Raw genomic sequence first — 24126 nt, forward strand, 5'->3', positions numbered from 1 at the left:
TGCCTCTGTTCCGGCGCCGGTTCCGGCGTCCCCGGTCCGCCCGGCGCCGGATGCGGCGCCCGTCACGGCCGCTCCCGGTGATGACGCCGCTCGGGCGCGCGGCACGGGTGTTCCATCGATACCGTGTGCCGGTCCCGCTCGGCGTTGAGGGCACCGCCGTCGTACCGCCCCGGCTCCCGCAGCCGACGCTCCACCGCGGCCTGCTGGTCCTCCTCGGAGTCCTCCGGGCGGCCCGGCTTGGGACGGGCGCCCCAGCCGAGGTCGGCGCGCGGCTCGGACGTGCTTTGGGCGGTGCTGGTGGCGTGCGGCAGTTCGGCCCAGACCAGCAGGCCGGGGCCGTGCTCCTGGGCGCCCCAGGCCCGGCACAGCGCGTCGACGAGAAGCAACCCCCTCCCGTGCTCCTCGTCGGGTCGCTGCGGGGACGGGTGGGGCTCGCCAGGAGCACAGCCCTCGTCTCGGACGGCTATGCGCAGCATGTCGTCGTGGTCGTGCAGCTCGCACACGACCCGGCTGCTCGCGGTGTGCACGATGGCGTTGGTGACCAGCTCGGATATGACCAGGGCAGCGCTGTCACAGGTGTCCGCGCAGACCGCCCAGCCGGACAGCCGGGTCTGGGTCAGACGTCTTGCCTGGGCGACGGAACCCGGATGTGCGGCCAGCTCGAAGCGGAACCTGCGTTCGGCGGCGCCTCCCTGGAGGGCTGCCCCCTCCACCAGGCCCGAACCGGCTCGCGCGGGGGTGCCCCCCTCGGCACCGAGGCCGGTACGGCCGGCGGCGGCGTCTGTTCCTAAAGGCGCGGACGGAATCACGCCTGCCACTATCGCCCCGTCGGAGACACTTGGCAAGAGTCACTCTGAAAAATGCAGAGTGTTAGGGACTCTGTCAGGGAGCGTGGCACACTGCTCGCAACAGCACCTCGCGCGGCGCCAATTGGAGTCGTCGGAGATCGGGCCCGGTCTTCGAATGAATCTTCGAATGGCGCCGCAGGGCTGTCGGGAAACTTTCGGTGGAGGCTTTCGGTGGAGGTGGGAGCGTGAGCGAGCCGCGGTCCGCGCCGACGGTGGGCCAGGTGGTCCTCGGCCGGCGCCTGCAGGACCTGCGGGAACGCGCCGGGCTGAAGCGCGAGGAGGCCGCCCGCGTCCTCCATGTCGCGCCCGCCACCGTCCGCCGCATGGAGACGGCGGAAGTCGCCCTCAAAATCCCGTACCTGCAACTGCTGCTGAAGGCCTACGGCGTCCCCGACGACGAGTCCGAGGTCTTCGTCCAGCTGGCCGAGGAGGCGAACCGCCCCGGCTGGTGGCAGCGGTTCCATGACATCCTGCCGGGCTGGTTCTCGATGTACGTCAGCCTGGAGGGCGCGGCCAGCCTCATCCGCTCCTACGAGCCGCACTTCGTCCCCGGCCTGCTCCAGACCGAGGACTACGCGCGCGGCGTGCTGAAGTCCGGCGCCATCGGCCAGACCAGCCCGGACGACATCGAGCGCCATGTCGACCTGCGCATGCGGCGCCAGGCCCTGCTCACCCGTCCCGACGCGCCCCGCTTCTGGGCGGTGATGGACGAGACCGCGCTGCGCCGTCAGGTCGGCGGCCCCGAGGTCATGCGCGCACAGATCGACAAGTTGCTTGAGGCCACGGAGTTGGCCCATGTGACGCTCCAGGTCGCCCCGTTCGCCAACGGGCCGCACCCGGGGACGTACGGGCCCTTCGTGCTGTTCCGATTCGCCGTGTCCGAACTGCCGGACATGGTCTACAGCGAGTACCTGACCGGCGCCGTCTATCTGGACGCGCGCGCCGAGGTGGCGACCCACCTCGAGGTCATGGACCGCATGGCGGCGCAGGCCGCTACGGCACAACGCACGAAGGAGATCCTCCGGGATCTCCGCAAGGAGCTGTGAATGGATCGCATCACGCCGCGCGGACGCGTCTACAACGGCATGCCCGCGCGGGAGCTGGGCAGCGAGGGGTGGCACAAGCCCTGGAGCGGCGGCAACGGCGGTAACTGCCTGGAGGCGATGAAGCTCGCCGACGGCCGGATCGCCGTGCGCCAGTCGACCGACCCTGACGGCCCGGCGCTGATCTACACCATGGACGAGATGACCGCGTTCATAGAGGGCGCCAAGGCGGGGGTGGCCGACTTCCTGCTGTCCTGAACCCGCCGGCGGCCCGGCCCGGCGCCCCGTCGAGGCTTTTGATTCTTGGTTCAACCTCCCTGTCGTGACACCGCGTTGGCCGCTCCCGCGTCCGGCGCTCACGGAGCGCCGCATGACAGGGCCGGGTCCGACGCCGATCGGCCGGGCAGGGCGTACGGCGGCCCCGATCGCCCTGGCCCGCGAGCCGAAAGGGAGTCACCCGAACTGTCGGGCCTTCTCGGCCGCGGGCGTGCCGCGCGGGGGTACGGGAATCACGCCGCCGCCAGCACCTCGCACAGCGCCTCCAGCGCCACCCCGTAGGCGTGGTCGGCCGGGGCCGCGTACCCCACCACCAAGCCGTCACCGGCCGACGCCGGGCCGTCCGGGTGCCGGAACGCGGCGAGACCGTCGAGGGCGACGCCCCGCCGCGCGGCGGCCTCCACCACCGACTGTTCCGTGCCGGGCGGCAGTCGCAGCACCGCGTGCAGCCCCGCCGCGACGCCCGTCACCTCGATGTGCGGCGCCCGCTCGGCCAGCGCGGCGACCAGCCGGTCACGCCGGCCCCGGTACCGCTGCCGCATCCGCCGCACATGCCGGTCGTACGATCCCTGGGCCACGAAGTCCGCGAGCGCCAACTGGTCCGGCACGCTCGCCCACCCCTCCCGCTCGCCCTTGGCCGCCAGCACCGGCTCCACATACCGCTCCGGCAGGACCATCCAGCCCAGCCGCAACGCCGGTGACAGACTCTTGCTGACCGACCCGATGTGGATCACCCGCTCCGGGTCGAGCCCCTGGAGCGCGCCGACGGGCCGCCGGTCGTAGCGGAACTCGCCGTCGTAGTCGTCCTCCAGCACCACCGACCCCCGCGCGCGTGCCCAGTCGATCACCGCCGCCCGCCGCTCCGGACGCAGCGGTCCGCCGGTCGGGAACTGATGCGCGGGCGTCAGCAGCACGGCCCGCTCACGCCCGAGCGCCGCCACCCGCGCGCCGTGCTCGTCCAGCGGCAGCGGCACCGTGCGCACGCCGGCCGCCGCGAGCAGCTCCCGGTGGAAACCGAGACCGTACCCCTCCACACCCAGCGGACCGCGCAGCACCCCGCCACCGGCCGCCCCGCCCCCTGCGCCCGGCCCGCCTGTGCCGCCCGACCTGCCTGTGCCGCCCGGCCTGCCTGTGCCGCCCGGAACGCCCGGTGTGTCCCGGCCGAAGAGCAGCCGCAGCGCGTGGGCGAAGCCCGAGCAGATCACGATCCGGTCCGGCTCGGTACGCACCCCACGCGCGCGTGCCAGATACTCCGCCAGCGTCTCCCGCAGCTCCCGGCGCCCGGCCGGATCGCCCGGCCCGAACGCCTCGCTGGGCGCCGCCTGGAGCGCCCGGCGGTACGAGGCCGCCCACGCCGCGCGCGGAAAGGCCGAGGCGTCCGGCCTGCCCTGCCGCAGATCGTGCCGCGGGCCACGCGCGCGTGCCGACGCCCGGGCCGGCACGCCCACGGCCCGGCGCGACGGGCGCGCCCGCTCGGCGACCCGGGTCCCCGAACCCTGCCGGGCGGTCAGCCAGCCCTCCGCGACCAGTTCCGCGTAGGCGTCGGCCACCGTGTTGCGGGCCACGCCCAGGTCCGCCGCGAGTGACCGGTACGGCGGCAGCCGGGTGCCCGGAGCCAGCCGGCCACCGCGCACGGCCTCGCGCAGCGCCCGGGTCAGGGCGGCCCGCCGGCCACCCGGTCCGGACAGCTCCAGATGCAGGTCGACGCCGATCCGCTCCGCGTAATTGACCCACGATTCCGTCATGGAAATGCACCCTACTATCGGTCTTTCCGGCTCCTACGGTGGAGCACATGACCACGGACACGCACACCGTCACCACCTCCGGCCGCACTTCCGACAGCGCCTCTCACAGCGCCTCTGACAGCGCCTTCGAGCCCACCGCCGGGATCGCCGCCGCCGAGGCCGCCCGCACCCGCCTGGACTTCGCGAAGGCCGCGCCGGAGGTCTACCGCGCGATCATCCGCTTCGACGCCGCCGCCCGCGCGGGCCTGGACCCGGCCCTGGTCGAACTGATCCAGATCCGCGCCTCCCACCTCAACCACTGCGCCTACTGCCTGCACATGCACACCAACGACGCCCGCAAGGCCGGGGAGAGCGAGGACCGGCTCCACCTGGTCGCCGTCTGGCGGGAGGCCCGGCACTTCTTCACCCCCAAGGAACAGGCCGCGCTGGCCCTGACCGAGGCGGTCACCCTGATCGCCGACGGCGGCGTCCCCGACCCCGTCTACGCCGAGGCCGCCGCCCACTTCGAGGAACGGGAACTGGCCCAGGTCCTGTCCCTGATCCTCACCATCAACACCTGGAACCGGGTGGCCCTGGCCACGGGAAAGGTCGCGGGCACGGACGAACGCACCGGCTGAGGACGAACCGACGGCGGCATGCCGGCCCGTGAGGCGGTGAAGCCGGTACGGCCCGTGGAACGGTGAAGCCGGTGGCGCCCGGTCGTCCGGCCGACCGTGGAGGGAGCCGGTTGGTGCGGGTTGCCCATGCGGTTGAGGGCTGCCCAGGCGGTGAGGGGAAGGGGCGGTCGGTGGTACGCGTTGCCCGGGCGGCGCAGGGGAGACGGTCCGCCGTCGCCGTCGCCGTCGCCGTCGCCGTCGCCGTCGCCGTCGCTCAGACGGTCATCGGCCGGTCCGCGGGGGTGATCGGGGCCGGGAGCCGGGAACTCCCCGTCAGATAGCGGTCGACGGCCGCCGCGACCGCCCGGCCCTCCGCTATCGCCCAGACTATGAGCGACTGCCCGCGCGCCGCGTCGCCCGCGGCGAACACCCCGGGGACGTTGGTCGCGAACCCGTCGTCCCGGGCTATCGTGCCGCGCGGCCCCAGCGCCAGCCCCAACTGCTCGATCAGACCGTCTTTTTGGTCCGGCCCGGAGAACCCCAGGGCGAGCAGCACCAGGTCGGCCGGGAGCGCCCGCCCGGTGCCCGGCAGCGGAAGCCGCCGCTCGTCGACCCCCACCAGATGCAGTGACCGCACATTCCCCCTCCCGTCTCCCGTGAAGCGGAGCGTGGACGCCGCGAACAGCCGGGCGTCCGCGTCCGCCGCCGGTGCCGTCCGCAGCTCCCGTGCCTCCTCGTGCGCGGCCGACAGCCGGTAGACCTTCGGGTACGTCGGCCACGGTTCGCTGTCCTCGTCGCGCTCCGCACCCGGCTGCGCGTAGATGTCCAGCTGGGTGACGGACGCCGCCCCTTCGCGCACCGCCGTGCCCAGACAGTCCGCCCCGGTGTCCCCGCCGCCGATGATCACCACGTGCTTCCCGGCGGCCGACAGCGGCGAGACCTCCAGATCCCCTTCGCGCACCCGGTTCGCCAGCGGCAGATACTCCATCGCCTGGTGTATCCCGTTCAACTCCCGGCCCGGCACCGGAAGTTCCCGCCACGCCGTGGCGCCGGTGGCGATCACCACGGCGTCGTACCGGCCCCGCAGCTCGGCCGCCGGGACATCCCGGCCGACCGTCGTCGAGGTGCGGAACTTCGTCCCCTCGGCCAGCATCTGTCCGATCCGCCGCTCCAGATGCCGCTTCTCCATCTTGAACTCGGGGATGCCGTACCGCATCAGCCCGCCGATCCGGTCGTCCCTCTCGTACACCGCGACCGTGTGCCCGGCCCGGGTCAGCTGCTGCGCCGCGGCCAGCCCGGTGGGTCCGGAGCCGATGACGGCGACCGTCTTCCCGGACAGCCGCTCGGGCGGCCGGGCCGGCGTGAAGCCCTCCTCCCACGCGCGGTCGGCGATCGCGCACTCGACGTTCTTGATGGTGACGGCCGGCTGGTTGATCGCCAGCACACACCCCGCCTCGCACGGCGCCGGACACAACCGGCCGGTGAACTCCGGGAAGTTGTTGGTGGCGTGCAGCCGGTCGGAGGCAGCCCGCCAGTCCTCCCGCGAGACCAAGTCGTTCCACTCGGGGATGAGATTGCCCAGCGGACAGGCCTGGTGGCAGAACGGGACCCCGCAGTCCATACAGCGGTCGGCCTGCTCGCTGATGATGGGCAGCAGCGCTCCCGGGACGTACACCTCGTCCCAGTCCCGCACCCGCTCCTCGACGGGCCGCCGCGGCCACTCCTGGCGCGGCGTGGTCATGAACCCCTTGGGATCGGCCATGGCGTCTTCCTCGCATACGGGGCACCACAGGCGCCGGGTGTACGAAGGCCCGTCCGGCATCGGGCAGCACTCCTCCGGCCACGATACGTCTCCACTGGCCCCCGCGCAGAGTGGCGGACAGCGCTTTCTGCCGGGATCCACGCGGGACCTTGGGATCAGTTGACGCCCCATGCGTGGCCAAGGGACACCGACGGCGGAACGACGGCCCGCGAGCACCACCCCGGCAGGCCCGCTCGCGCCGGCGGATCGCACCCCGTATCCGCACCGCGAACCCCGCGTCACCAGGAACACCCAGCTGCCCCGCGCCCCGCCCGCCTTGCCCACGGGCCACGGCATGGTCGGCTGGCCCACGGCCCACGGCCTACGGCCCATGGCATGGTCGGCGTCGGCGCCGGTGCCCGAACCGTCCTCCTCGCTCCACCGGGCCGCCCGGCATCATGGGCTTCGTGCGACTCGAAGCGATCACCTGGGACCGGTTGGCCGAGCGGCTCGCCGACCGGCTGGCCGACGCCGACCCGGCCGACGGAGGGGCCTGGCCGCGCGTCGGCTTCGACGGTGCCCCGGCCGCCGAGCCGGGAGACCTGGCCAGGCGGGTCGGCGAGGAACTGCGTGTCCGTGGTCGTCCCTCCCTCGTCGTCGGCACGGAGGGTTTCCTGCGCCCGGCCTCGCTGCGCCTGGAGCACGGGCGGCGCGACGCGGAGTCGTACTACACCGGGTGGGTCGACACGGGCGCCCTGTGGCGGGAGGTGTTCGGCCCGCTCGATCCCGGAGGCAGTGGGCGGATCCTGCCCGACCTATGGGACCCGGTCACGGACCGGGCCACCCGCAGCCCCTATGTCCGGCTCCCGCCCGGCGGGATCCTCCTGCTCCACGGTCCTCTCCTGCTGCGTCACTGGTTCCCCTTCGATCTGACCGTGCATCTCCTCCTCTCCCCGGGCGCCCTGCGCCGCCGCACCCCCGAGGCCGAGCACTGGACCCTCCCCGCCTTCGAGCGCTACGAGGCCGAAGCCGACCCGGCCGGCACGGCGGACGTGCTGGTCCGCGCCGACGACCCGCGCCACCCCGCCTGGAGCGGTTGACCCGGTGGGCGGGCGGGTCGGCCGGGCCGCCGGGTCGGTCCGGCCGCCGGGTCGGCCGGGCGGCCGTGGAAGCCGGCGCGCACTGGATCCGCACCCGCGGCCGTACCGCTGCCGCGTGACCCCGGCGTGCCCCGCGCTCGGAGCCAGCCGTGCCCCGCGCTCAGAGCCAGCCGTTGCGCCGGAAGCCCCGGTACACCGCAAGACACGCCGCCGCCGTCACGGCTATGACCAGCGGATACCCGAACCTCCAGTGCAACTCCGGCATATGGTCGAAGTTCATGCCGTACACCCCGCACACCATCGTCGGCACGGCGATGACCGCGGCCCACGCCGTGATCCGCCGCATGTCCTCGTTCTGCGCGACGGTCACCTGCGCCAGATGCGCCTGCAGAATGGAGTTGAGCAGTTCGTCGAAGGCGGCGATCTGCTCCTTGGCCCGGATCAGATGGTCGAGCACATCCCGGAAGTACGCCTGTATTTCCGGGTCGACGACCCGGATGGGCCGGGTCGCCAGATCCTCCACCGGACGGCCCAGTGGCACCACCGCCCGTTTCAGCTCCAGCAGTTCACGCTTCATCTGGTAGATACGGCCGGGGTCGAGCCGCGCGCCGTTCTCCGAGAACACCTCCGTCTCGACCTGGTCGATGTCGCCCTGCACCGCGTCCGTGACGTTCAGATAGTCGTCGACCACATGGTCGGCGATCGCGTGCAGCACCGCCGCCGGCCCCTTGGCGAGCTGCCGCGGGTCCGTCTCCAACTCCTCGCGCAGCGGGCCGAGCGAGCCATGGCGTCCGTGCCGCACCGTGATCACGAAGTCCTCGCCGACGAACACCATGATCTCGCCGGTGTCCACCACTTCGCTGGTCGCCGTCAGCCGTTCGTGCTCCACGTAGCAGACGGTCTTGAACACCGCGAACAGCGTGTCCCCGTAGTGCTCCAGTTTCGGCCGCTGATGGGCCTCGACCGCGTCCTCCACCGCCAGCGGGTGCAGGTCGAACAGCTCGGCGACCCCGGCGAACTCACGCTCCGTCGGCTCGTGCAGCCCGAGCCAGACAAAACCCTCGCCGCTCTTGCGCACCAGCCGCACGGCATCCACCAGATCGGCGCCCCCCGGGACGCGCACGCCGTCCTGGTACGTCACGCAGTTGACCACCGAGGAGCCCAGGGGTGATCTGGCGGGATGGCTCAGGTCCACGCGCGGCCGACGCCGGGCCAGCCGTGCCACCTTGCGCAAGCCGCCGACGCTGCCCAGCGCCGTGACCTTCCGCAGATTCCCTGCCATGGACATCTGGATCTCCTCGTGTGGATCTCCGACCGCGACGCTTCCGCGCCTCGCCCCGCAAGTCTGCCAGTCCTGGGAAAAGTGCGTGGAAGCCTGTGGGAACAGGGAGTTCCGCTTGGTTCCCGCCTGTGGACAACCGACGGCCGAACCGGGAATCCCGGGCGATCGGGATGACCGAACCCGCTTCCGGCCCGGCCCTCCAGCCCTTCGGACATCCCGCAGGCCGCCGTGCTCCCGGCCCGCTCGGGGCGACGAGCCCGGCCCGCGACGGGGCTCAGCTCCCGCCGTCCCGGTGCGGCGGTCTGCCGCCCACCCGGCGGACCGCCTCCGCACCCGCCCGGCAGCCCCGCGCCGCCGCCTCCTGCGGGCCCGCGCCCGCCAGCAGGGCGGCGAGGAACGCGCCGGTGAAAGCGTCACCCGCACCCGTGGTGTCGCGGGACGCCACAGACAGGGCCGGAACCCGGGCGGGCAGGGCACCGCGCCGGGCCACCAATGCCCCGTCCGCCCCCGACTTGACCACCACCAACGGCACCAGACGGCTCAGCTCGGCCGCCGCGTCCGCCGGATCCGGCAGGCCGGTCAGCAGGCACGCCTCGTCCCGGCTGGGCAGCAGCACGTCCAGTGTCCGCGCGAACGCCAGGAAACGGTCCACCCCCAGCTCCGCCAGGAAGCCGACCGACGCCGGATCCAGACTGACCGGCACCCCTCGCGCCCGTGCCGCCGCGAGCGCCGTCCCGGCGAGCGCCCGGCTCGACTCCGTGAACAGCAGATAGCCCGACAGATGCAGCCGGTCCACCCCGTCGAGCAGCGCGTCCGACCAGTCGGCGGGACCCAGCCGCAGGGACGCCCCGCTGTCCGTCAGGAACGTCCGCTCGGCCGCCGCACCCGTGTCGACGAGGCAGATCACCGTCCCGGTCGCCGCCTGCGGATCCACCACCAGCCGGGGCCGCACCCCGGCCGCGGCCAGCTCCCGTTCGTGCCAGGCCGCCGCGTCCGCGCCGACCCGCCCCAGCAGCCGCACCTCCGCCACGCCCGCGTACGCCGCCCAGCAGGCCACGTTGGCGCCCGCGCCGCCCGGCAGCGTCCGGATCGCGGCGGCCGTGTCGGTGCCGGCCGCGAGCGGCCCCCGGTGCCGGGCGACCACGTCGGTGACCACGTCCCCGACGACCAGCAGGCTTCCGTTCCGGTCCGCGCTCACCCCCTGACCCATCGCGTGGCGATCCGCGCCGCCAGCCGTACGTTGCCGCGCACCGCGGCCAGGTTGGCGCGCAGCGAGGCACCATCGGTGTGCCGTACCAGGTGGTCCAGCAGGAACGGTGTCACCGCCTGCCCGGTGACGCCCTGCTCCGCGCAGGCGCGCAGCGCGTCGGCGAGCACGCGCGCGTGCAGAGCGGGATCGAGCTGCTCCGCCTCCGGGACCGGGTTGGCGACGATCAGCGCCGACTCCGGGGCGTCCAGGGCGTCCTGCGCGCGCATGACGGCGGCCACCTGCTCCGGCGTGTCCAGCGTCCAGTCGACCGGATGCCCCGAGTCCGCCAGATAGAAGCCCGGGAACCGGTCCGTGCCGTATCCGGCGACGGCCACGCCCAGCGTCTCCAGGCGTTGCAGCGTCGCCGGGACGTCCAGGATCGATTTCACGCCCGCGCACACCACCGTGATCCGGGTCCGCGCCAGCAGTCCGAGATCCGCCGACTCGTCCTGGGTGACCGTCCACTCCCGGTGCACGCCGCCCAGCCCGCCGGTGGCGAACACCCGGATGCCCGCCAGCGCGGCCAGCCGCGCCGTCGCCGAGACGGTGGTCGCCCCGCTCGCCCCCGCCGCCACGGCGAGCGGCAGATCACGGTGGCCCAGCTTGCGTATGTCCTCGTTCGCGACCCGTTCCAGCTCTTCCTTGCCCAGGCCGACCCGGGGCCGCCCGTCGAGCACGGCGACGGTCGCGGGCACGGCACCCTCCCGCCGTACCGCTTCCTCCAGTTCGAGCGCCACCTCCAGGTTGCGCGGGCGGGGCAGGCCGTGCGCGATGATCGTGGACTCCAGGGCCACCACCGGCCGCCGCGCGCCGATCGCCTGCCGGACTTCTTCCGACACCACCAGCGCCATGTGCTCGCCTCCTGTCGTCGGTCCTCCCTCATCTCTGGCGGGCCCCGGCCCCGGCTAAACGCTTGTGGGCCGCCCGAGAGGCCACCAGCCTGGTGCGTATGACGAAGAACAGCACGCGTCTCGACCACGTCGTCCTGTGGGTGGCCGACCCGGTCGCCGCGGCCGCCTTCTACGAGACGGCTGTGGGCCTGGAACCGATCGGCGTCGCCGAGTACGCGGAGGGGAAGGTGTCCTTCCCGTCCGTACGTGTCAACGAGGAGACCATCCTCGATCTCGCCCCGCACGGCTTGGCCGCCCGGATGAGGATGCTGCCCGGCTCGGCCGACAGCGCGGGCCACCCGGTCAACCACGTCTGCCTGGCCCTGCCGGCCGACGCCTTCGACGCCCTCCGCACCCGCCTGGAGGGGTACGGCGTCCCGGTGTCCGGAATCGACCCCGGCCTGTCGGGCGCCCGTGGCGAGGCCACGCGCAGCTTCTACTTCCGCGACCCCGACGGCAACGTCTTCGAGGCCCGGCACTACGACTGACCGCGTCCCCGGCAACGTCTTCGCGGCCGGTACGACGTCCAGCCGCGCCCGGAGCCGGTCAGAACAGGGGCGCCGGCAGCACGCCCTCCAGGGCGAGCAGCTTCCGCTTGGTCTCCACCCCGCCTCCGAAACCGCCGATGCCGCCGTCGCTCTCCACCACCCGGTGGCACGGCACCACGACCGGCAGCGGATTGGAGCCCATCGCCGTCCCCACCGCCTGCGCCCCGCCGGGCTGCCCGACCCGCCCCGCCAGATCGCCGTACCCGACCACGCTTCCGTACGGCACACCGGTCGCCAGCTCGCGGAGCACCTGCCGGTTGAACCCGGAGCTCAGCGACCAGTCCAGCGGCAGGTCGAAGCCGTGCCGCTCGCCCGCGAAGTACGCCCGCAGCTGGCGTATCGCCTCCGCCAGCAACGGGGAGCCCGCATCCTCCACGAGCCGGCCGCCCAGCCGGGCGGCCAGCCGCTGAAGCGCCCGGTCGCGCACCGCGTCCGAAGCGTGGAAAACCACGTTGACCAGGCCGTTCCGTGTCGCCGCCAGCATCAGCGGGCCGATGTCCGTGCCGACCACGGCCCATACGACCCGCTGCTCGTCCTGCCCAAGGCTGTCCATGCGCCCACGGTACGACCCGGCACTGACAACGCCCGCCCGGTCAGCTCGAACTCAGGGCGTCCCGCACCACGTCCGGCTTGTTGGTGATGATCCCGTCGACTCCGTAGCCGGCGACCCGGCGGGCGCCGGCCGCGGTGTCCACCGTCCAGGTGAACACTTTGAGCGGCCGGCCGTGCGGACCGCGGAGGTCGTGCACCGCCGAGACGTACTCCGCGGTGAGAGACCCGTTCTGGGGGTTGACCATATCCGTGAAGCGTGCGAAGTCCTTCAGCTCCGTCACGGCGGGCGTGCCCAGGTACGCGGTGGTGAGCGCGGGCCTCAGTCTGTGGACGGTCCGTACGCTGTCGGCGCTGAAGCTCTGGACGATCAGCCGGTTCCGGTGCCGTCCGTCCAGCCAGCCCTCGTTGCGCAGCAGCTTGAGCGTCTGCTTCTCGATGCCCGGGTACAGCTCCGGGTTCTTGATCTCCAGGAGCAGTTTCTCGTGGTTGTGCTCGACCCGGCGCATGTACTGCTTCAGCGTCGGCACGCGCGCGCCCGCGTACGTGGAGGAGAACCAGCTGCCCGCGTCCAGCCGGGCGATCTCCGCGGCGGTGAAGTCCCGCACCTTCCACGGGGCCCGTTCGGGGAAGACCTCCTCGACGTTCGTGGTGCGTGCCAGGTTGTCGTCGTGGAGGATCACCAGCTGACCGTCCTTGGTGCGCTGGACGTCGTTCTCCACCCAGGAGAAGCCCAGCTCGGCGGCCTTGTCGATGGCGGCCAGGGTGTTCTCCGGGGCGTAGGCGGAGGCGCCCCGGTGGGCGATCACGGTGGGCACGGCCCCGTCGTCCGCCCGGGCGGCGGAACCGGTGCCCAGCAGGACCGCCGCCGCTCCCAGGGCCGCGATGACCGTCCCGGCGACTGCGCGCGCGTACATGCGTACTCCTCCCGTCGAGGGATACCGACAGCACCAGATTGACAGCAAGGCGTCAACGGCACCCGGCGCAGGATGGCCATATACCGAAGGGGGCGTCCCGAGTCCGCTCACCGGTGACGCACATCTGCGGCAAGTGCGTGTTTCTTTGCCGGAAAGTCGTTCGACCATTCCGGTGGGAGTCATACTCTCTGCGACACCCCTGACCGCCCGCGCCGTCCTGGGACGGGGGCACATTCAGGTATTGAGGGACGCGAGAAGGCGGAAGGGCAGCCGCGGATGCAAGGCACGGTCGACGGATTCAGCTACGGGGCCGTCACCCCGGTGGTGGCCTATCTGATGGCCTGCCTCGGCGGCGCCCTCGGCCTGCGCTGCACCACACGGTCGCTGCTGGTCACACACTCCCGGCGCCCCGCCTGGCTGGCCCTCGGCTCCGCGGCGATCGGCTCCGGCATATGGACCATGCACTTCGTCGCCATGATGGGCTTCACCATCGAGGAGGCGCCGATCCACTACGACGCGACGCTCACCTACGCGAGCCTCGGGCTCGCCATCGTCATGGTCGGCATCGGCATCTTCATCGTCGGCTACCGGGGCGCCACCGGCGCCCCGCTGTTCACCGGCGGCACGATCACCGGCCTCGGCGTCGCCTCCATGCACTACCTCGGCATGGCGGGCGTCCGCTTCCACGGGCAGTTCACCTACAACACCTACACCGTCGCGGCCTCCGTCGTCATAGCGGTCGTGGCCGCCACCGCCGCCCTGTGGGCCGCCGGACAGGTGCGGGGTTTCGCGTGGAGCGTGGGCGCCAGCCTCGTCATGGGGCTGGCGGTCAGCGGCATGCACTACACCGGGATGGCGGCTCTCGGCGTCCACCTCGACGCCGTCCCCCACCCCGTCGATGACGGGTCCGCGGGGTCCTCGCTCGCGCTCATGCTGATCGGTCCGCTCGCCTTCCTGCTCATCGCCGGTGTTGTCGTGGTCTTCGATCCGCTGATGGTCGTGGGCCGGCCCGACTGGATGCCCGTCGAGCACAAACCGGGCGTCCCGGCCGCCGCCGTCGCCTCCCACGCGGTCCATGGCCCCGCCGTCCACCAGGAGCACGCGCCGGTCCGCCGAGCCGCGCAGCACCGCCCCCGGACCCCGCAGAACCGCTGATCGGGACCGGTTGTCAGTGCGGGGTCGTACGGTGGATGACATGCGGCCCGTTTCCCACATCGAACGCACGGTGGCGCCCTTCGAGGTCGTCAGCCCCTACCAGCCCAACGGCGACCAGCCGGCGGCCATCGCCGACCTGGCCCGGCGCGTCCAGGCCGGTGAGAAGGACGTCGTCCTCCTGGGCGCGACCGGCACCGGCAAGTCCGCCACCACGGCGTGGATGATCGAGAAGCTCCAGCGCCCCACCCTGGTGATGGCGCCGAACAAGACACTGGCCGCCCAGCTGGCCAACGAGTTCCGCGAGCTGCTCCCGAACAACGCGGTCGAGTACTTCGTGTCGTACTACGACTACTACCAGCCCGAGGCGTACGTCCCCCAGTCGGACACCTACATCGAGAAGGACTCCTCGATCAACGAGGAGGTCGAGCGCCTGCGCCATTCCGCCACCAACTCGCTGCTCACCCGCCGCGACGTCGTCGTGGTCGCCTCGGTGTCCTGCATCTACGGCCTGGGTACGCCGCAGGAGTACGTGGACCGCATGGTCCCCCTCAGGGTCGGCGACGAGGTCGACCGGGACGAGCTGCTGCGCCGCTTCGTGGACATCCAGTACACGCGCAACGACCTGGCGTTCACCCGTGGCACCTTCCGCGTCCGCGGCGACACCATCGAGATCTTCCCGGTCTACGAGGAGCTGGCCGTCCGCATCGAGATGTTCGGCGACGAGATCGAGGCGCTGTCCACGCTCCACCCGCTCACCGGCGAGATCATCAGCGACGACCAGCAGCTCTACGTCTTCCCCGCCTCCCACTACGTCGCCGGCCCCGAGCGCTTGGAGCGGGCCGTCAACGACATCGAGAAGGAACTGGGGGAGCGTCTGGCCGAGCTGGAGAAGCAGGGCAAGCTGCTGGAGGCCCAGCGGCTGCGGATGCGCACCACGTACGACATCGAGATGCTCCGCCAGATCGGCAGCTGCTCCGGCGTGGAGAACTACTCGATGCACTTCGACGGCCGTTCCCCCGGCTCCCCGCCCAACACCCTGCTGGACTACTTCCCGGACGACTTCCTGCTCGTCATCGACGAGTCGCACGTCACCGTCCCGCAGATCGGCGCGATGTACGAGGGCGACGCCTCCCGCAAGCGCACCCTGGTCGACCACGGCTTTCGCCTGCCCTCCGCCCTGGACAACCGCCCCCTGAAGTGGGAGGAGTTCCAGGAGCGCATCGGGCAGACCGTCTATCTGTCGGCCACCCCGGGTGCCTACGAGCTGTCCCGCTCGGACGGCGTCGTGGAGCAGATCATCCGCCCGACCGGCCTGGTCGACCCGCAGGTCGTCGTCAAGCCCACCGAGGGCCAGATCGACGACCTGGTGCACGAGATCCGCAAGCGCACCGAGAAGGACGAGCGCGTCCTCGTCACCACGCTGACCAAGAAGATGGCCGAGGACCTCACGGACTACTTCCTGGAACTCGGCATCCAGGTGCGTTATCTGCACAGCGACGTCGACACCCTGCGCCGCGTCGAGCTGCTGCGCGAGCTGCGCGCCGGTGAGTACGACGTCCTGGTCGGCATCAACCTCCTCCGTGAGGGCCTGGACCTGCCCGAGGTGTCGCTGGTGGCGATCCTGGACGCCGACAAGGAGGGCTTCCTGCGCTCCGGCACCTCGCTGATCCAGACCATCGGCCGCGCGGCGCGCAACGTCTCCGGCGAGGTCCACATGTACGCCGACAAGATCACCCCGGCGATGGAGAGGGCCATCGAGGAGACCAACCGCCGCCGGGAGAAGCAGATCGCCTACAACAAGGCCAACGGCATCGATCCACAGCCGCTGCGCAAGAAGATCAACGACATCGTCGCGCAGATCGCCCGCGAGGAGGTCGACACCGAACAGCTCCTCGGCTCCGGGTACCGCAAGACGAAGGACGGCAAGGGGGCGAAGGCGCCCGTTCCGTCGCTCGGCGACAAGGCGGCCAAGGGCGCGAAGGCAGGCAAGGCCGCCAAGGGCAAGGCGGTGCCCACGGACCGTCCGGCGGCCGAGCTGGCCGAGCAGATCGAGGAGATGACCGAGCGGATGCGCGCCGCCGCCGCGGAGCTTCAGTTCGAGATCGCGGCCCGGCTGCGCGACGAGGTCTCCGAGATGAAGAAGGAGCTGCGTCAGATGCGCGAGGCCGGCCTCGCCTGACCACCACCCGGCCCGGCCCCGCCGACCTCGGCATTTGTGTGCCAAGTGTTGCAACACCGACACAAAGCGCGGGCCGGGGCCGGTACCGGCGGTCGCCCTGCGTAGGGTTCTTGACAACCGCGCCGCGCGACGGCCCGGCGCGGCAGCAGGGACTGTCGAGAGGGGATTCAGCCGTGTCCGTCAACTTGTCCAAGGGCCAGGCCATCAGCCTGGAGAAGAACGACGGGGCCACCCTGACCGCGGTCCGCATGGGGCTCGGCTGGCAGGCGGCCAAGCGGCGCGGCCTGTTCGGCACCCGCACCCGCGAGGTGGACCTGGACGCCTCGGCGGTCCTCTTCGCGGGCCAGGAACCGCAGGACGTCGTCTTCTTCCGCCACCTGGTGAGCGACGACGGTTCGGTGCGCCACACCGGTGACAACCTCGTCGGCGGCGCCGGCCAGGGCGACGACGAGGTGATCCTGGTGGACCTGCAGCGCGTCCCGGCCCACATCGACCAGATCGTCTTCACGGTGAACTCCTTCACCGGCCAGACGTTCCAGGAGGTGCAGAACGCGTTCTGCCGGCTCGTGGACGAGACCAGCGGCCAGGAACTCGCCCGCTACACCCTGGCCGGAGGGGGCGACTACACCGCCCAGATCATGGCCAAGGTGCACCGGGCGGGCTCCGGCTGGACGATGACCGCCCTCGGCGCCCCGGCCGACGGTCGTACGTTCCAGGACCTCATGCCGGCGATCCGCCGGCACCTCTGAGCGCGGGAGCCCGCCGCGGGGCGCGGCACCGTGAGAGAAGCGGAACCCGCACCAAGCATTGGTAAAGAGCCTCTGACCTGCCGACTTGGTATTTACTTTACTAAACTCTTTACCTTTCCTTGGTGCTTGGGGTACTGTCTTCCGTACGGAGGGGAGTACTCCTTACTGCGGCGCACCCGTCAATACGGACCGGTTCCGGTCCCGGGGCGTCGGCCCGCACCGGGCGGAAGAGACCTCCGGCAGCGACAACGCTGATGTGTTTGCCGTCACGCAATGCCGGAGGTGCAGTGGAAGTCTCCATGGGCCTGTGGGTCCTCACCATCGTGGGTCTCGCCGCTCTGATCGCGGTCGACTTCTTCATCGGCCGCAAGCCGCATGAGGTCTCGATCAAGGAAGCGGGTGTCTGGACGGTCGTCTGGATCACCCTGGCCGGCCTCTTCGGCCTCGGCCTCCTCGTCTTCGGCGGCGGACAGCCGGCCGGCGAGTTCTTCGCGGGCTTCATCACCGAGAAGTCCCTGAGCGTCGACAACCTCTTCGTCTTCGTCCTCATCATGGCGAAGTTCGCGGTGCCCACCCAGTACCAGCAGCGGGTCCTGCTCGTCGGCGTCCTGATAGCCCTGGTCCTGCGGGCCGTCTTCATCGCCGCCGGGGCCGCGATCCTCGCCAGCTTCGCCTGGGTGTTCTACCTCTTCGGCGCCTTCCTCATCTGGACCGCCTGGAAGCTCATCCAGGAGGCCCGCGCGGAGGAGCAGGACGACGAGTACGAGGAGAACAAGCTCCTGAAGGCCGTCGAGCGCAAGTTCGGCGTGGCCGACCGGTACCACGGCACCAAGCTGTGGATCCAGGAGAACGGCAAGCGCGTCATGACCCCGATGCTGGTCGTGATGCTCGCCATCGGCACCACCGACGTGCTGTTCGCCCTGGACTCCATACCCGCGATCTTCGGCCTGACCCAGGACCCGTACATCGTCTTCACCGCCAACGCCTTCGCCCTGATGGGCCTGCGCCAGCTGTACTTCCTCATCGGTGGACTGCTGAAGAAGCTGGTCCACCTGTCGTACGGGCTGTCGGTCATCCTCGGCTTCATCGGCGTCAAGCTCGTACTGCACGCCCTGCACGAGTCGGGTGTCCACGTCCCCGAGATCAGCATCCCCGTCTCGCTCGGCGTGATCTGCGCGGTCCTCGCCGTCACCACGGTCACCAGCCTGCTCGCCACCAGGAAGCAGGCGGCGCCCGCCGAGGGCGAAGACGCCCCGAAGGAGCGCGTCGACGTGTGACGGCGCCGCCGTCCGCCGGCACCGTCGTGGAAGTCCGAGACCTCGCCCAGCCTGCTGGGCGAGGTCTCGCCATAAGGGGCTTCCGGTTCCACCGGCACCGGACCCCGCACCGGAAAGGATGAGAGGTATCCGAAAAGAACAGAATGCGAACCCTGTACACCTCTGCGACCATCGCCGCATGATCACTCGGCTACGGTCGCTCACCCGTCGATGGACGACGCTCGTGCCGGTGCTCGCCGTCGTCCTGCTGGCCCTCACCTGGGGCCGGGACCTGCCCGGCGCCCTGGTCGCCCTGGTGACCCTTGTCCTGGCCGGTTCCGTCCTGGCGGCGGTGCACCACGCCGAGGTGGTCGCGCACCGGGTCGGCGAGCCCTTCGGTTCCCTGGTGCTCGCCGTCGCCGTCACGATCATCGAGGTCGCTCTGATCGTCACCCTCATGGCCGACGGCGGTGACAAGAGTTCCACGCTGGCCAGGGACACCGTCTTCGCCGCCGTGATGATCGCCTGCAACGGCATCGTCGGGATCAGCCTCCTCGTCGCCTCCCTGCGGCACGGCACGGCGCTCTTCAACCCCGAGGGCACCGGCGCCGCGCTGGCGACCGTGGCGACGCTGGCCACGCTCAGCCTGGTGCTGCCGACCTTCACCACCAGCAAGCCCGGACCCGAGTTCTCCACCGTCCAGCTGACCTTCGCCGCGCTGTCCTCGCTGATCCTCTACGGACTGTTCGTGACCACCCAGACCGTGCGGCACCGTGACTACTTCCTGCCCGTCACCCGGCAGGGCAAGGTGATCAGCGGCGATGACCACGCATCACCCCCCTCGGCGCGCACGGCCTGGATCAGCCTGGGCCTGCTCGGGCTGGCCCTGGTGGGCGTGGTCGGCCTGGCCAAGGGGGTGTCGCCCACGATCGAGTCGGGGGTGGCGGCGGCCGGCCTGCCGCACGCGGTGGTCGGCGTGATCATCGCCCTGCTCGTCCTGCTGCCCGAGACGATCGCCGCACTGCGCGCCGCCCGCCGGGACCGGGTGCAGACCAGCCTCAACCTGGCGCTCGGCTCCGCCATGGCCAGCATCGGTCTGACCATCCCCGCCGTGGCCCTCGCCTCCGTCTGGCTGTCCGGGCCGCTCGTCCTGGGCCTGGGCCCGACCCACATGCTGATGCTCGCGCTGACCGTGGTGGTCAGCTCCCTGACCGTGGTACCCGGCCGGGCCACACCGCTCCAAGGCGGCGTCCATCTGGTGCTGTTCGCGGCCTACCTGGAGCTGGCGGTCAATCCCTAGCCGACGGCCCGCGCGCGAGCGCGTCCGGTCAGCCCGTGACCGGCTTCGGCTCCACCGCCGCCACGGGCACCGGACGCGTCTCCGGCAGCAGCGTGAAGCACACCAGGCTGATCAGCGCGATCCCCGTCAGATACGCGCCCACGCCCCACGGCACCCGCCCGCCCCGCTCCGCGAGCGCCGTGGCCACGATCGGGGTGAGGGCGCCGCCGAGGACCCCGCCCAGGTTGTAGCCCACGGCGGCGCCCGTGCAGCGCAGCCGCGGTTCGTACAGCTCCGGCAGATAGGCGGCGACCACCGCGAACGCGGTGACGAAGGTGAGCAGGGCGCCCAGGATGCTCAGGAACATCAGCAGCGGTTCCCCGGTCGCCAGCAGCGCGACCATCGGGAACATCCACAGGGCGCACGCCACGCAGCCCGCCACACACATCGTCCGGCGCCCGAACCGGTCGGCGAACAGCGCCACGACCGGCACGAGCGCGCCCTGCACCAGCACCGCGCCCATGACACACGTCAGCATGACCGTACGGCTCACCCCGAGCCGCTCCGTCGCATACGCCAGCGACCAGGTCGTCACCGCGTAGAACACCGCGTAGCCCACCGCGAGTGCCCCGGCCGTGAGCAGCACCAGCCGCCCGTGACGCCGTACGACCTCGAAGAACGGCACGCGCGCGTGGTCGTCGATCTCCAGGAAGCTGGGACTCTCCGCGAGGGACGAACGCAGCCACAGACCGGCCAGTGCCAGCGCTCCGGCCGCCCAGAACGGCACGCGCCAGCCCCAGCGCGCGAACTCCGCGTCGGACAGCGCCGTCGACAGGGCGAGCACCACCCCGTTGGCCAGCCCGAAGCCGAGCGCCGGGCCCATCTGCGGAAAGCTCGACCACAGGGCGCGCCGTCCGGCGGGGGCGTGCTCGGCGGTCAGCAGCACCGCGCCGCCCCACTCCCCGCCGAGCCCGAGACCCTGCAGGAAGCGCAGGACGAGCAGCAGGAGCGGCGCGGCGATGCCGATGGAGTCATAGGACGGCACACAGCCGACCGCGACCGTGGCGGCGCCGGTGAGCAGCAGTGAGGCGACGAGCACCGGCCGCCGACCGCGCCGGTCCCCGAGATGCCCGAACAGCACCGAGCCCAGCGGTCTGGCGATGAACCCCACCCCGAACGTCCCGAACGCCGCCAGCGTGCCCGCCACGGGCGAGAAGGTCGGGAAGAACAGCGGTCCGAGCACCAGGGCCGCCGCGGTGCCGTAGACGAAGAAGTCGTAGAACTCGATCGCCGTCCCGGCGAGCGAGGCGGCGGCGAGCCGCGGCATGGACGGCCTGTTCACGGTCTGTACATCGTGCATGATGGGTCAACTACCCGTCGTGATCAGGGGTTACGGGGGCGTGCGGAGGTGATCACGGGACCGGTGGTGCGCGCCGTGGAAGACGGGCGTACAGGGCCGGCTGTCCGCCCGGGACGGCGTGATAGACCGGTCCGTGACGAGCGGCGGTCGCGGACGCGCCGCCCACCGACGGACCGGAGGAACCGTGCCCCGCAGCCTGGCCAACGCACCGATCATGATCCTCAACGGGCCCAACCTGAATCTGCTGGGCCAGCGCCAGCCCGAGATCTACGGCAAGGACACACTGGCCGACGTGGAGGCGCTGTGCGCCAAGGCGGCGGCCGCCCACGGCGGCACGGTGGACCTGCGGCAGTCCAACCACGAGGGGCAGCTCGTCGACTGGATCCACGAGGCGCGGCTCGGGCACTGCGGGATCGTCATCAACCCCGGCGCGTACTCGCACACGTCGGTCGCCATCCTGGACGCGCTCAACACCTGCGACGGCATGCCCGTGCTGGAGGTGCACATCTCCAACATCCACCAGCGCGAGCCGTTCCGGCACCACTCGTACGTCTCCCAGCGCGCCGACGGCGTGATCGCCGGCTGCGGGGTGCAGGGCTACGTGTTCGGTGTGGAGCGGGTCGCGGCGCTGCTCGGCGCGGCGCGGGCGGACGCGTAGCCCCGCGCGCGGGACTACAGCCGGCCCGCCTCCACGATCCGGCGCAGGAAGCGCCGGGTGCGCTCATGCCGCGGCTCGCCGAAGACCTGCTCGGCGCTGCCGCGCTCCAGCACGACCCCGGCGTCCAGGAAGCACACCTGGTCGGCGACGTCCCGCGCGAACCCCATCTCGTGCGTCGCCAGCACCATGGTCATCCCCTCCTCCTTCAGGCCGCGGACCATCTCCAGTACCTCGCCCACCAGTTCCGGGTCGAGCGCGGCCGTGATCTCGTCCAGCAGCAGCAGCCGGGGCCGCACCGCGAGGGCCCGTACGATCGCCACGCGCTGCTGCTGGCCGCCGCTGAGCCGGTCGGGGTAGGCATCCGCCTTCCCGGCCAGGCCGAGCCGCTCCAGCAGCTCCCTGGCCCGCTCCTCGGCCTCCGCGCGGGCCACCCCGTGCACCCGGCGCGGCGCGAGCGTGATGTTGTCGAGCACGCTCATGTGCGGGAACAGGTTGTACGCCTGGAAGACGACGCCGATCCGGCGCCGTACCGCGTCCTGGTCCACCCGCGGATCGGTGATCTCCTCGCCGTCCAGCCAGATCGCGCCGTCGTCGATCTCCTCCAGGAGGTTGGCGCAGCGCAGCAGCGTGGACTTGCCCGAACCGGAGGCGCCGATCAGCGCGGTCACCGTGTGCGGGGCGACCTCCAGGTGCACGTCCCGCAGGACGACCGAGCCGCCGAAGGTCTTGCGGACCGACTCCATGCGCAGAACGGGCCCGTGGTCCTCGGGCGCGTTCTCCAGCGTGCTCACAGTGATCCTCCCCGGGTGCTCACAGGGACCCTCCCTGCGCCCGCTGACGGTCCGTCCGGGCCGTCACCCAGTCGGTGAACCGGGTCATCGGGATGGTCAGCGCCACGAAGACCAGCCCCGCGACGATGTACGGCGTGTAGTTGAGGCTGCGGCCCACGATGATGTCGGCCGCGCGCACGGCGTCCACCGCACCGCCGATGGAGACCAGACCGGTGTCCTTCTGCAGCGACACCAGGTCGTTCAGCAGCGGTGGCACCTGACGGCGCACCGCCTGCGGCAGCACGACGTGGCGCAGGGCCTGCCGGCTGGTCAGGCCCAGCGAACGGGCCGCCGCGCGCTGCGAGGGGTGGACGGACTCGATGCCGGCCCGGAACACCTCCGCCACATAGGCCGAGTAGGTCAGCGTCAGCGCCGTGCCGCCGAGGAGTACCGGATCGACCGTCACCCCTTGCAGCCGCAGCGCCGGTACGCCCAGGACGACGATCATCAGGTTGATGATCAGCGGCAGGCCGCGGAAGAAGTCGGTGTACGCCGCCGCCAGCACCCGCAGCGGGAAGAAGACCGGGCCGCGCAGGGTCCGCGCGATCGCGATCAGCATGCCGAGGACCAGGACGGCGGCCCCGCAGGCCAGCAGCAGCCGGAGGTTCAGCCACAGCCCTTCGAGGACCTTCGGGAACGCCTCGCGCGCGTAGTGCGCGCTGAAGAAGGTCTCCTTGGTGCGCGGCCAGCCGGGGGCGTTGACGACGACCAGGTAGAGCAGCGCCGCGGTGACGAGGGTCGACAGGGCCGCGATCGCCGTGGCGCGACGGGCACGCGCGCGACGGTGGCGTTCGCGGGCCAGCCGCCGTTCGGAGGGCACGTAGCCGTCGCCGCCGGGGCCGCCGCGGGGCGTGTCACCGGTGGCGTCCGCCCCTTCCGGGGCCGGCTCGCCCTTGACGACCGTCACTTGAGCACCGGGGCGTCGACGGCGTCGGAGAGCCACTGCTTCTCGATGCCGGCCAGCGTGCCGTCCTCGCGCAGGGCGTCGACGGCGGCGGTCACGCACGAGGTCAGCGCGCTGCCCTTGTCCAGCACGAGCCCGAACTGCTCGGGCGCGCCGCCCTGGTTCTCGAACTGGCCGACGATCTTCGCGTCCGTCACCTCGGCAGCGGTGATGTAGAAGGCGGTCGGCAGATCGGTGACGACGGCGTCGACCTGACCGTTCTTCAGCGCGGACTTGGCTTGGTCGTTCTTGCCGAAGACGGCCGCCTGCCGGGCCGGCTTCACCAGGTCGCTGATGTAGTCGAGGCTCGTGGTGCCCACCTGGGCGCCCAACTTGAGCTCGCGCAGGTCCGCGATGCTCGTCGCCCCGGCCGCCTTGCCGCCCTTGAGCGCGATGACGGCCTGGCGCACGTCGTAGTAGCCGGAGGAGAAGTCGACGGCCTTTTTGCGCTCGTCGCTGATCGAAACCTGGTTGATGTCGAAGTCGAAGCTCTTCACCCCCGGCGCGAACGCCTTGTTGAACGGCACGCTCTGCCAGACGACCGCGCTCTTGTCGTAGCCGAGCCGCTTCGCCACGGCATAGGCGACCGCCGACTCGAAGCCCTGGCCGTTGGCGGGCTTGTCGTCCTTGAACCAGGGCTCGTACGCCGGTTCGTCCGTCGCGATCGTCAGCTTCCCGGACGTCTTCGTGGCGAGCTTGCCCTGGGCGCAGCTCTTCGCGGCCGGCCCGGACGAGGTGGCGGACGCCTTCTCCTCGGGCTGCGGCGCACAGCCGACAGCGGTGGCGAGCAGGGCTACGGTGGCGGCGGCGACCGCGCGGCGCAGGGTGCGAGGGGCAGGATGCATGGCGGGAGAGTGACAGCGAACGCGGCATCTGTCCAGGTCACAGCGGTAGTTGTCCGCATAGTGGGAACGGGTGTTGCGGCTGTGTGAA

At 71.7% G+C, this 24126-nt stretch carries 23 protein-coding genes; 11 read left to right on the top strand and 12 right to left on the bottom strand.

The annotated features are described in order from the left end of the window. Nucleotides 1–62 precede the first annotated feature (62 nt). Nucleotides 63–818: an ATP-binding protein gene (locus tag ACSURM_RS27460; protein ID WP_436958451.1), complete on the bottom strand. Its 756-nt coding sequence runs from the start codon at nt 816–818 to the stop codon at nt 63–65. A gap of 215 nt (nt 819–1033) precedes the next feature. On the opposite strand from ACSURM_RS27460, the gene ACSURM_RS27465 reads away from it, so the two are divergent. Continuing rightward, on the top strand, nt 1034–1894 hold the full coding sequence (locus ACSURM_RS27465) for a helix-turn-helix domain-containing protein (RefSeq protein ID WP_436958453.1): 861 nt from the start codon (nt 1034–1036) through the stop codon (nt 1892–1894). Then, entirely contained in the window at nt 1895–2149 is a 255-nt protein-coding gene (locus tag ACSURM_RS27470) for a DUF397 domain-containing protein (protein ID WP_030605199.1), read from the top strand. It begins immediately after the preceding gene. 251 nt (nt 2150–2400) lie between these two features. Here the strand turns inward: ACSURM_RS27470 and ACSURM_RS27475 are convergent, their stop codons facing one another. Then, nucleotides 2401–3912, bottom strand: a complete 1512-nt coding sequence (locus ACSURM_RS27475) for a PLP-dependent aminotransferase family protein (protein WP_436958456.1) — start codon at nt 3910–3912, stop codon at nt 2401–2403. A gap of 47 nt (nt 3913–3959) precedes the next feature. Between ACSURM_RS27475 and ACSURM_RS27480 the strand changes: the two genes are divergently transcribed. Next, nucleotides 3960–4529, top strand: a complete 570-nt coding sequence (locus ACSURM_RS27480; protein WP_436958458.1) for a carboxymuconolactone decarboxylase family protein — start codon at nt 3960–3962, stop codon at nt 4527–4529. Nucleotides 4530–4782: 253 nt separating this feature from the next. Here the strand turns inward: ACSURM_RS27480 and ACSURM_RS27485 are convergent, their stop codons facing one another. Next, on the bottom strand, nt 4783–6270 hold the full coding sequence (locus ACSURM_RS27485; protein WP_436958460.1) for a glutamate synthase subunit beta: 1488 nt from the start codon (nt 6268–6270) through the stop codon (nt 4783–4785). A gap of 446 nt (nt 6271–6716) precedes the next feature. Here ACSURM_RS27485 and ACSURM_RS27490 point away from each other — a divergent pair, with 446 nt between their 5' ends. Then, nucleotides 6717–7349, top strand: a complete 633-nt coding sequence (locus ACSURM_RS27490) for a uridine kinase (protein WP_436958462.1) — start codon at nt 6717–6719, stop codon at nt 7347–7349. Between the two features lie 160 nt (nt 7350–7509). Here ACSURM_RS27490 and ACSURM_RS27495 read toward each other — a convergent pair whose 3' ends face one another. The 3 genes from ACSURM_RS27495 to ACSURM_RS27505 form a co-directional block, all read right to left on the bottom strand. Then, on the bottom strand, nt 7510–8637 hold the full coding sequence (locus tag ACSURM_RS27495; RefSeq protein WP_436958464.1) for a magnesium and cobalt transport protein CorA: 1128 nt from the start codon (nt 8635–8637) through the stop codon (nt 7510–7512). A 268-nt stretch (nt 8638–8905) separates the two neighbouring features. After that, entirely contained in the window at nt 8906–9841 is a 936-nt protein-coding gene (locus ACSURM_RS27500; RefSeq protein ID WP_436958466.1) for a carbohydrate kinase family protein, read from the bottom strand. Beyond that, on the bottom strand, nt 9826–10731 hold the full coding sequence (locus tag ACSURM_RS27505) for a pseudouridine-5'-phosphate glycosidase (RefSeq protein WP_436958468.1): 906 nt from the start codon (nt 10729–10731) through the stop codon (nt 9826–9828). The genes ACSURM_RS27500 and ACSURM_RS27505 overlap by 16 nt, the downstream gene beginning before the upstream one ends. 98 nt (nt 10732–10829) lie before the next feature. Between ACSURM_RS27505 and ACSURM_RS27510 the strand changes: the two genes are divergently transcribed. Further along, nucleotides 10830–11258 (top strand): VOC family protein, encoded by a 429-nt coding sequence (locus ACSURM_RS27510; RefSeq protein WP_436958469.1) that lies wholly within the window; start codon nt 10830–10832, stop codon nt 11256–11258. A 58-nt stretch (nt 11259–11316) separates the two neighbouring features. Here the strand turns inward: ACSURM_RS27510 and ACSURM_RS27515 are convergent, their stop codons facing one another. Further along, nucleotides 11317–11871 (bottom strand): methylated-DNA--[protein]-cysteine S-methyltransferase, encoded by a 555-nt coding sequence (locus ACSURM_RS27515; protein ID WP_436958471.1) that lies wholly within the window; start codon nt 11869–11871, stop codon nt 11317–11319. A gap of 40 nt (nt 11872–11911) precedes the next feature. After that, on the bottom strand, nt 11912–12784 hold the full coding sequence (locus ACSURM_RS27520; protein ID WP_436958473.1) for a glycerophosphodiester phosphodiesterase: 873 nt from the start codon (nt 12782–12784) through the stop codon (nt 11912–11914). Nucleotides 12785–13060: 276 nt separating this feature from the next. Between ACSURM_RS27520 and ACSURM_RS27525 the strand changes: the two genes are divergently transcribed. The 5 genes from ACSURM_RS27525 to ACSURM_RS27545 all read left to right on the top strand — a co-directional run bounded on the left by ACSURM_RS27525 (nt 13061) and on the right by ACSURM_RS27545 (nt 19423). Continuing rightward, on the top strand, nt 13061–13939 hold the full coding sequence (locus ACSURM_RS27525; RefSeq protein ID WP_436958475.1) for an MHYT domain-containing protein: 879 nt from the start codon (nt 13061–13063) through the stop codon (nt 13937–13939). Between the two features lie 40 nt (nt 13940–13979). Further along, complete coding sequence (uvrB, locus tag ACSURM_RS27530; RefSeq protein WP_436958477.1) at nt 13980–16118, top strand: excinuclease ABC subunit UvrB; 2139 nt, start codon at nt 13980–13982, stop codon at nt 16116–16118. Between the two features lie 173 nt (nt 16119–16291). After that, nucleotides 16292–16867: a TerD family protein gene (locus ACSURM_RS27535; RefSeq protein ID WP_436958479.1), complete on the top strand. Its 576-nt coding sequence runs from the start codon at nt 16292–16294 to the stop codon at nt 16865–16867. A 287-nt stretch (nt 16868–17154) separates the two neighbouring features. Next, nucleotides 17155–18144, top strand: a complete 990-nt coding sequence (locus ACSURM_RS27540) for a TerC family protein (RefSeq protein ID WP_436958481.1) — start codon at nt 17155–17157, stop codon at nt 18142–18144. 178 nt (nt 18145–18322) lie between these two features. After that, nucleotides 18323–19423 carry a calcium:proton antiporter gene (locus ACSURM_RS27545; protein ID WP_436958483.1) on the top strand — a complete coding sequence of 367 codons (1101 nt, stop codon included), beginning with the start codon at nt 18323–18325 and terminating at the stop codon, nt 19421–19423. 28 nt (nt 19424–19451) lie between these two features. On the opposite strand, the gene ACSURM_RS27550 is transcribed toward ACSURM_RS27545, so the two are convergent. Continuing rightward, nucleotides 19452–20762, bottom strand: a complete 1311-nt coding sequence (locus ACSURM_RS27550) for an MFS transporter (protein ID WP_436958485.1) — start codon at nt 20760–20762, stop codon at nt 19452–19454. A gap of 184 nt (nt 20763–20946) precedes the next feature. Between ACSURM_RS27550 and aroQ the strand changes: the two genes are divergently transcribed. Further along, the gene (aroQ, locus tag ACSURM_RS27555) at nt 20947–21420 is read left to right on the top strand and encodes a type II 3-dehydroquinate dehydratase (RefSeq protein ID WP_436958486.1); all 474 of its coding nucleotides are present in this window, start codon (nt 20947–20949) and stop codon (nt 21418–21420) included. A 14-nt stretch (nt 21421–21434) separates the two neighbouring features. On the opposite strand, the gene ACSURM_RS27560 is transcribed toward aroQ, so the two are convergent. The 3 genes from ACSURM_RS27560 to ACSURM_RS27570 form a co-directional block, all read right to left on the bottom strand. After that, a complete protein-coding gene (locus tag ACSURM_RS27560; RefSeq protein ID WP_436961196.1) occupies nt 21435–22163 on the bottom strand; it encodes an amino acid ABC transporter ATP-binding protein in 729 nt (242 codons plus the stop codon). Between the two features lie 67 nt (nt 22164–22230). Beyond that, nucleotides 22231–23157 (bottom strand): amino acid ABC transporter permease, encoded by a 927-nt coding sequence (locus ACSURM_RS27565; RefSeq protein WP_436958488.1) that lies wholly within the window; start codon nt 23155–23157, stop codon nt 22231–22233. Further along, nucleotides 23154–24038 (bottom strand): ABC transporter substrate-binding protein, encoded by an 885-nt coding sequence (locus ACSURM_RS27570; protein ID WP_436958489.1) that lies wholly within the window; start codon nt 24036–24038, stop codon nt 23154–23156. The genes ACSURM_RS27565 and ACSURM_RS27570 overlap by 4 nt, the downstream gene beginning before the upstream one ends. Between the last annotated feature and the right edge of the window lie 88 nt (nt 24039–24126).

Origin of the sequence: Streptomyces sp. SudanB182_2057, assembly GCF_964272715.1 — a bacterium.
Taxonomy (GTDB): Bacteria; Actinomycetota; Actinomycetes; order Streptomycetales; family Streptomycetaceae; genus Streptomyces; species Streptomyces rubradiris.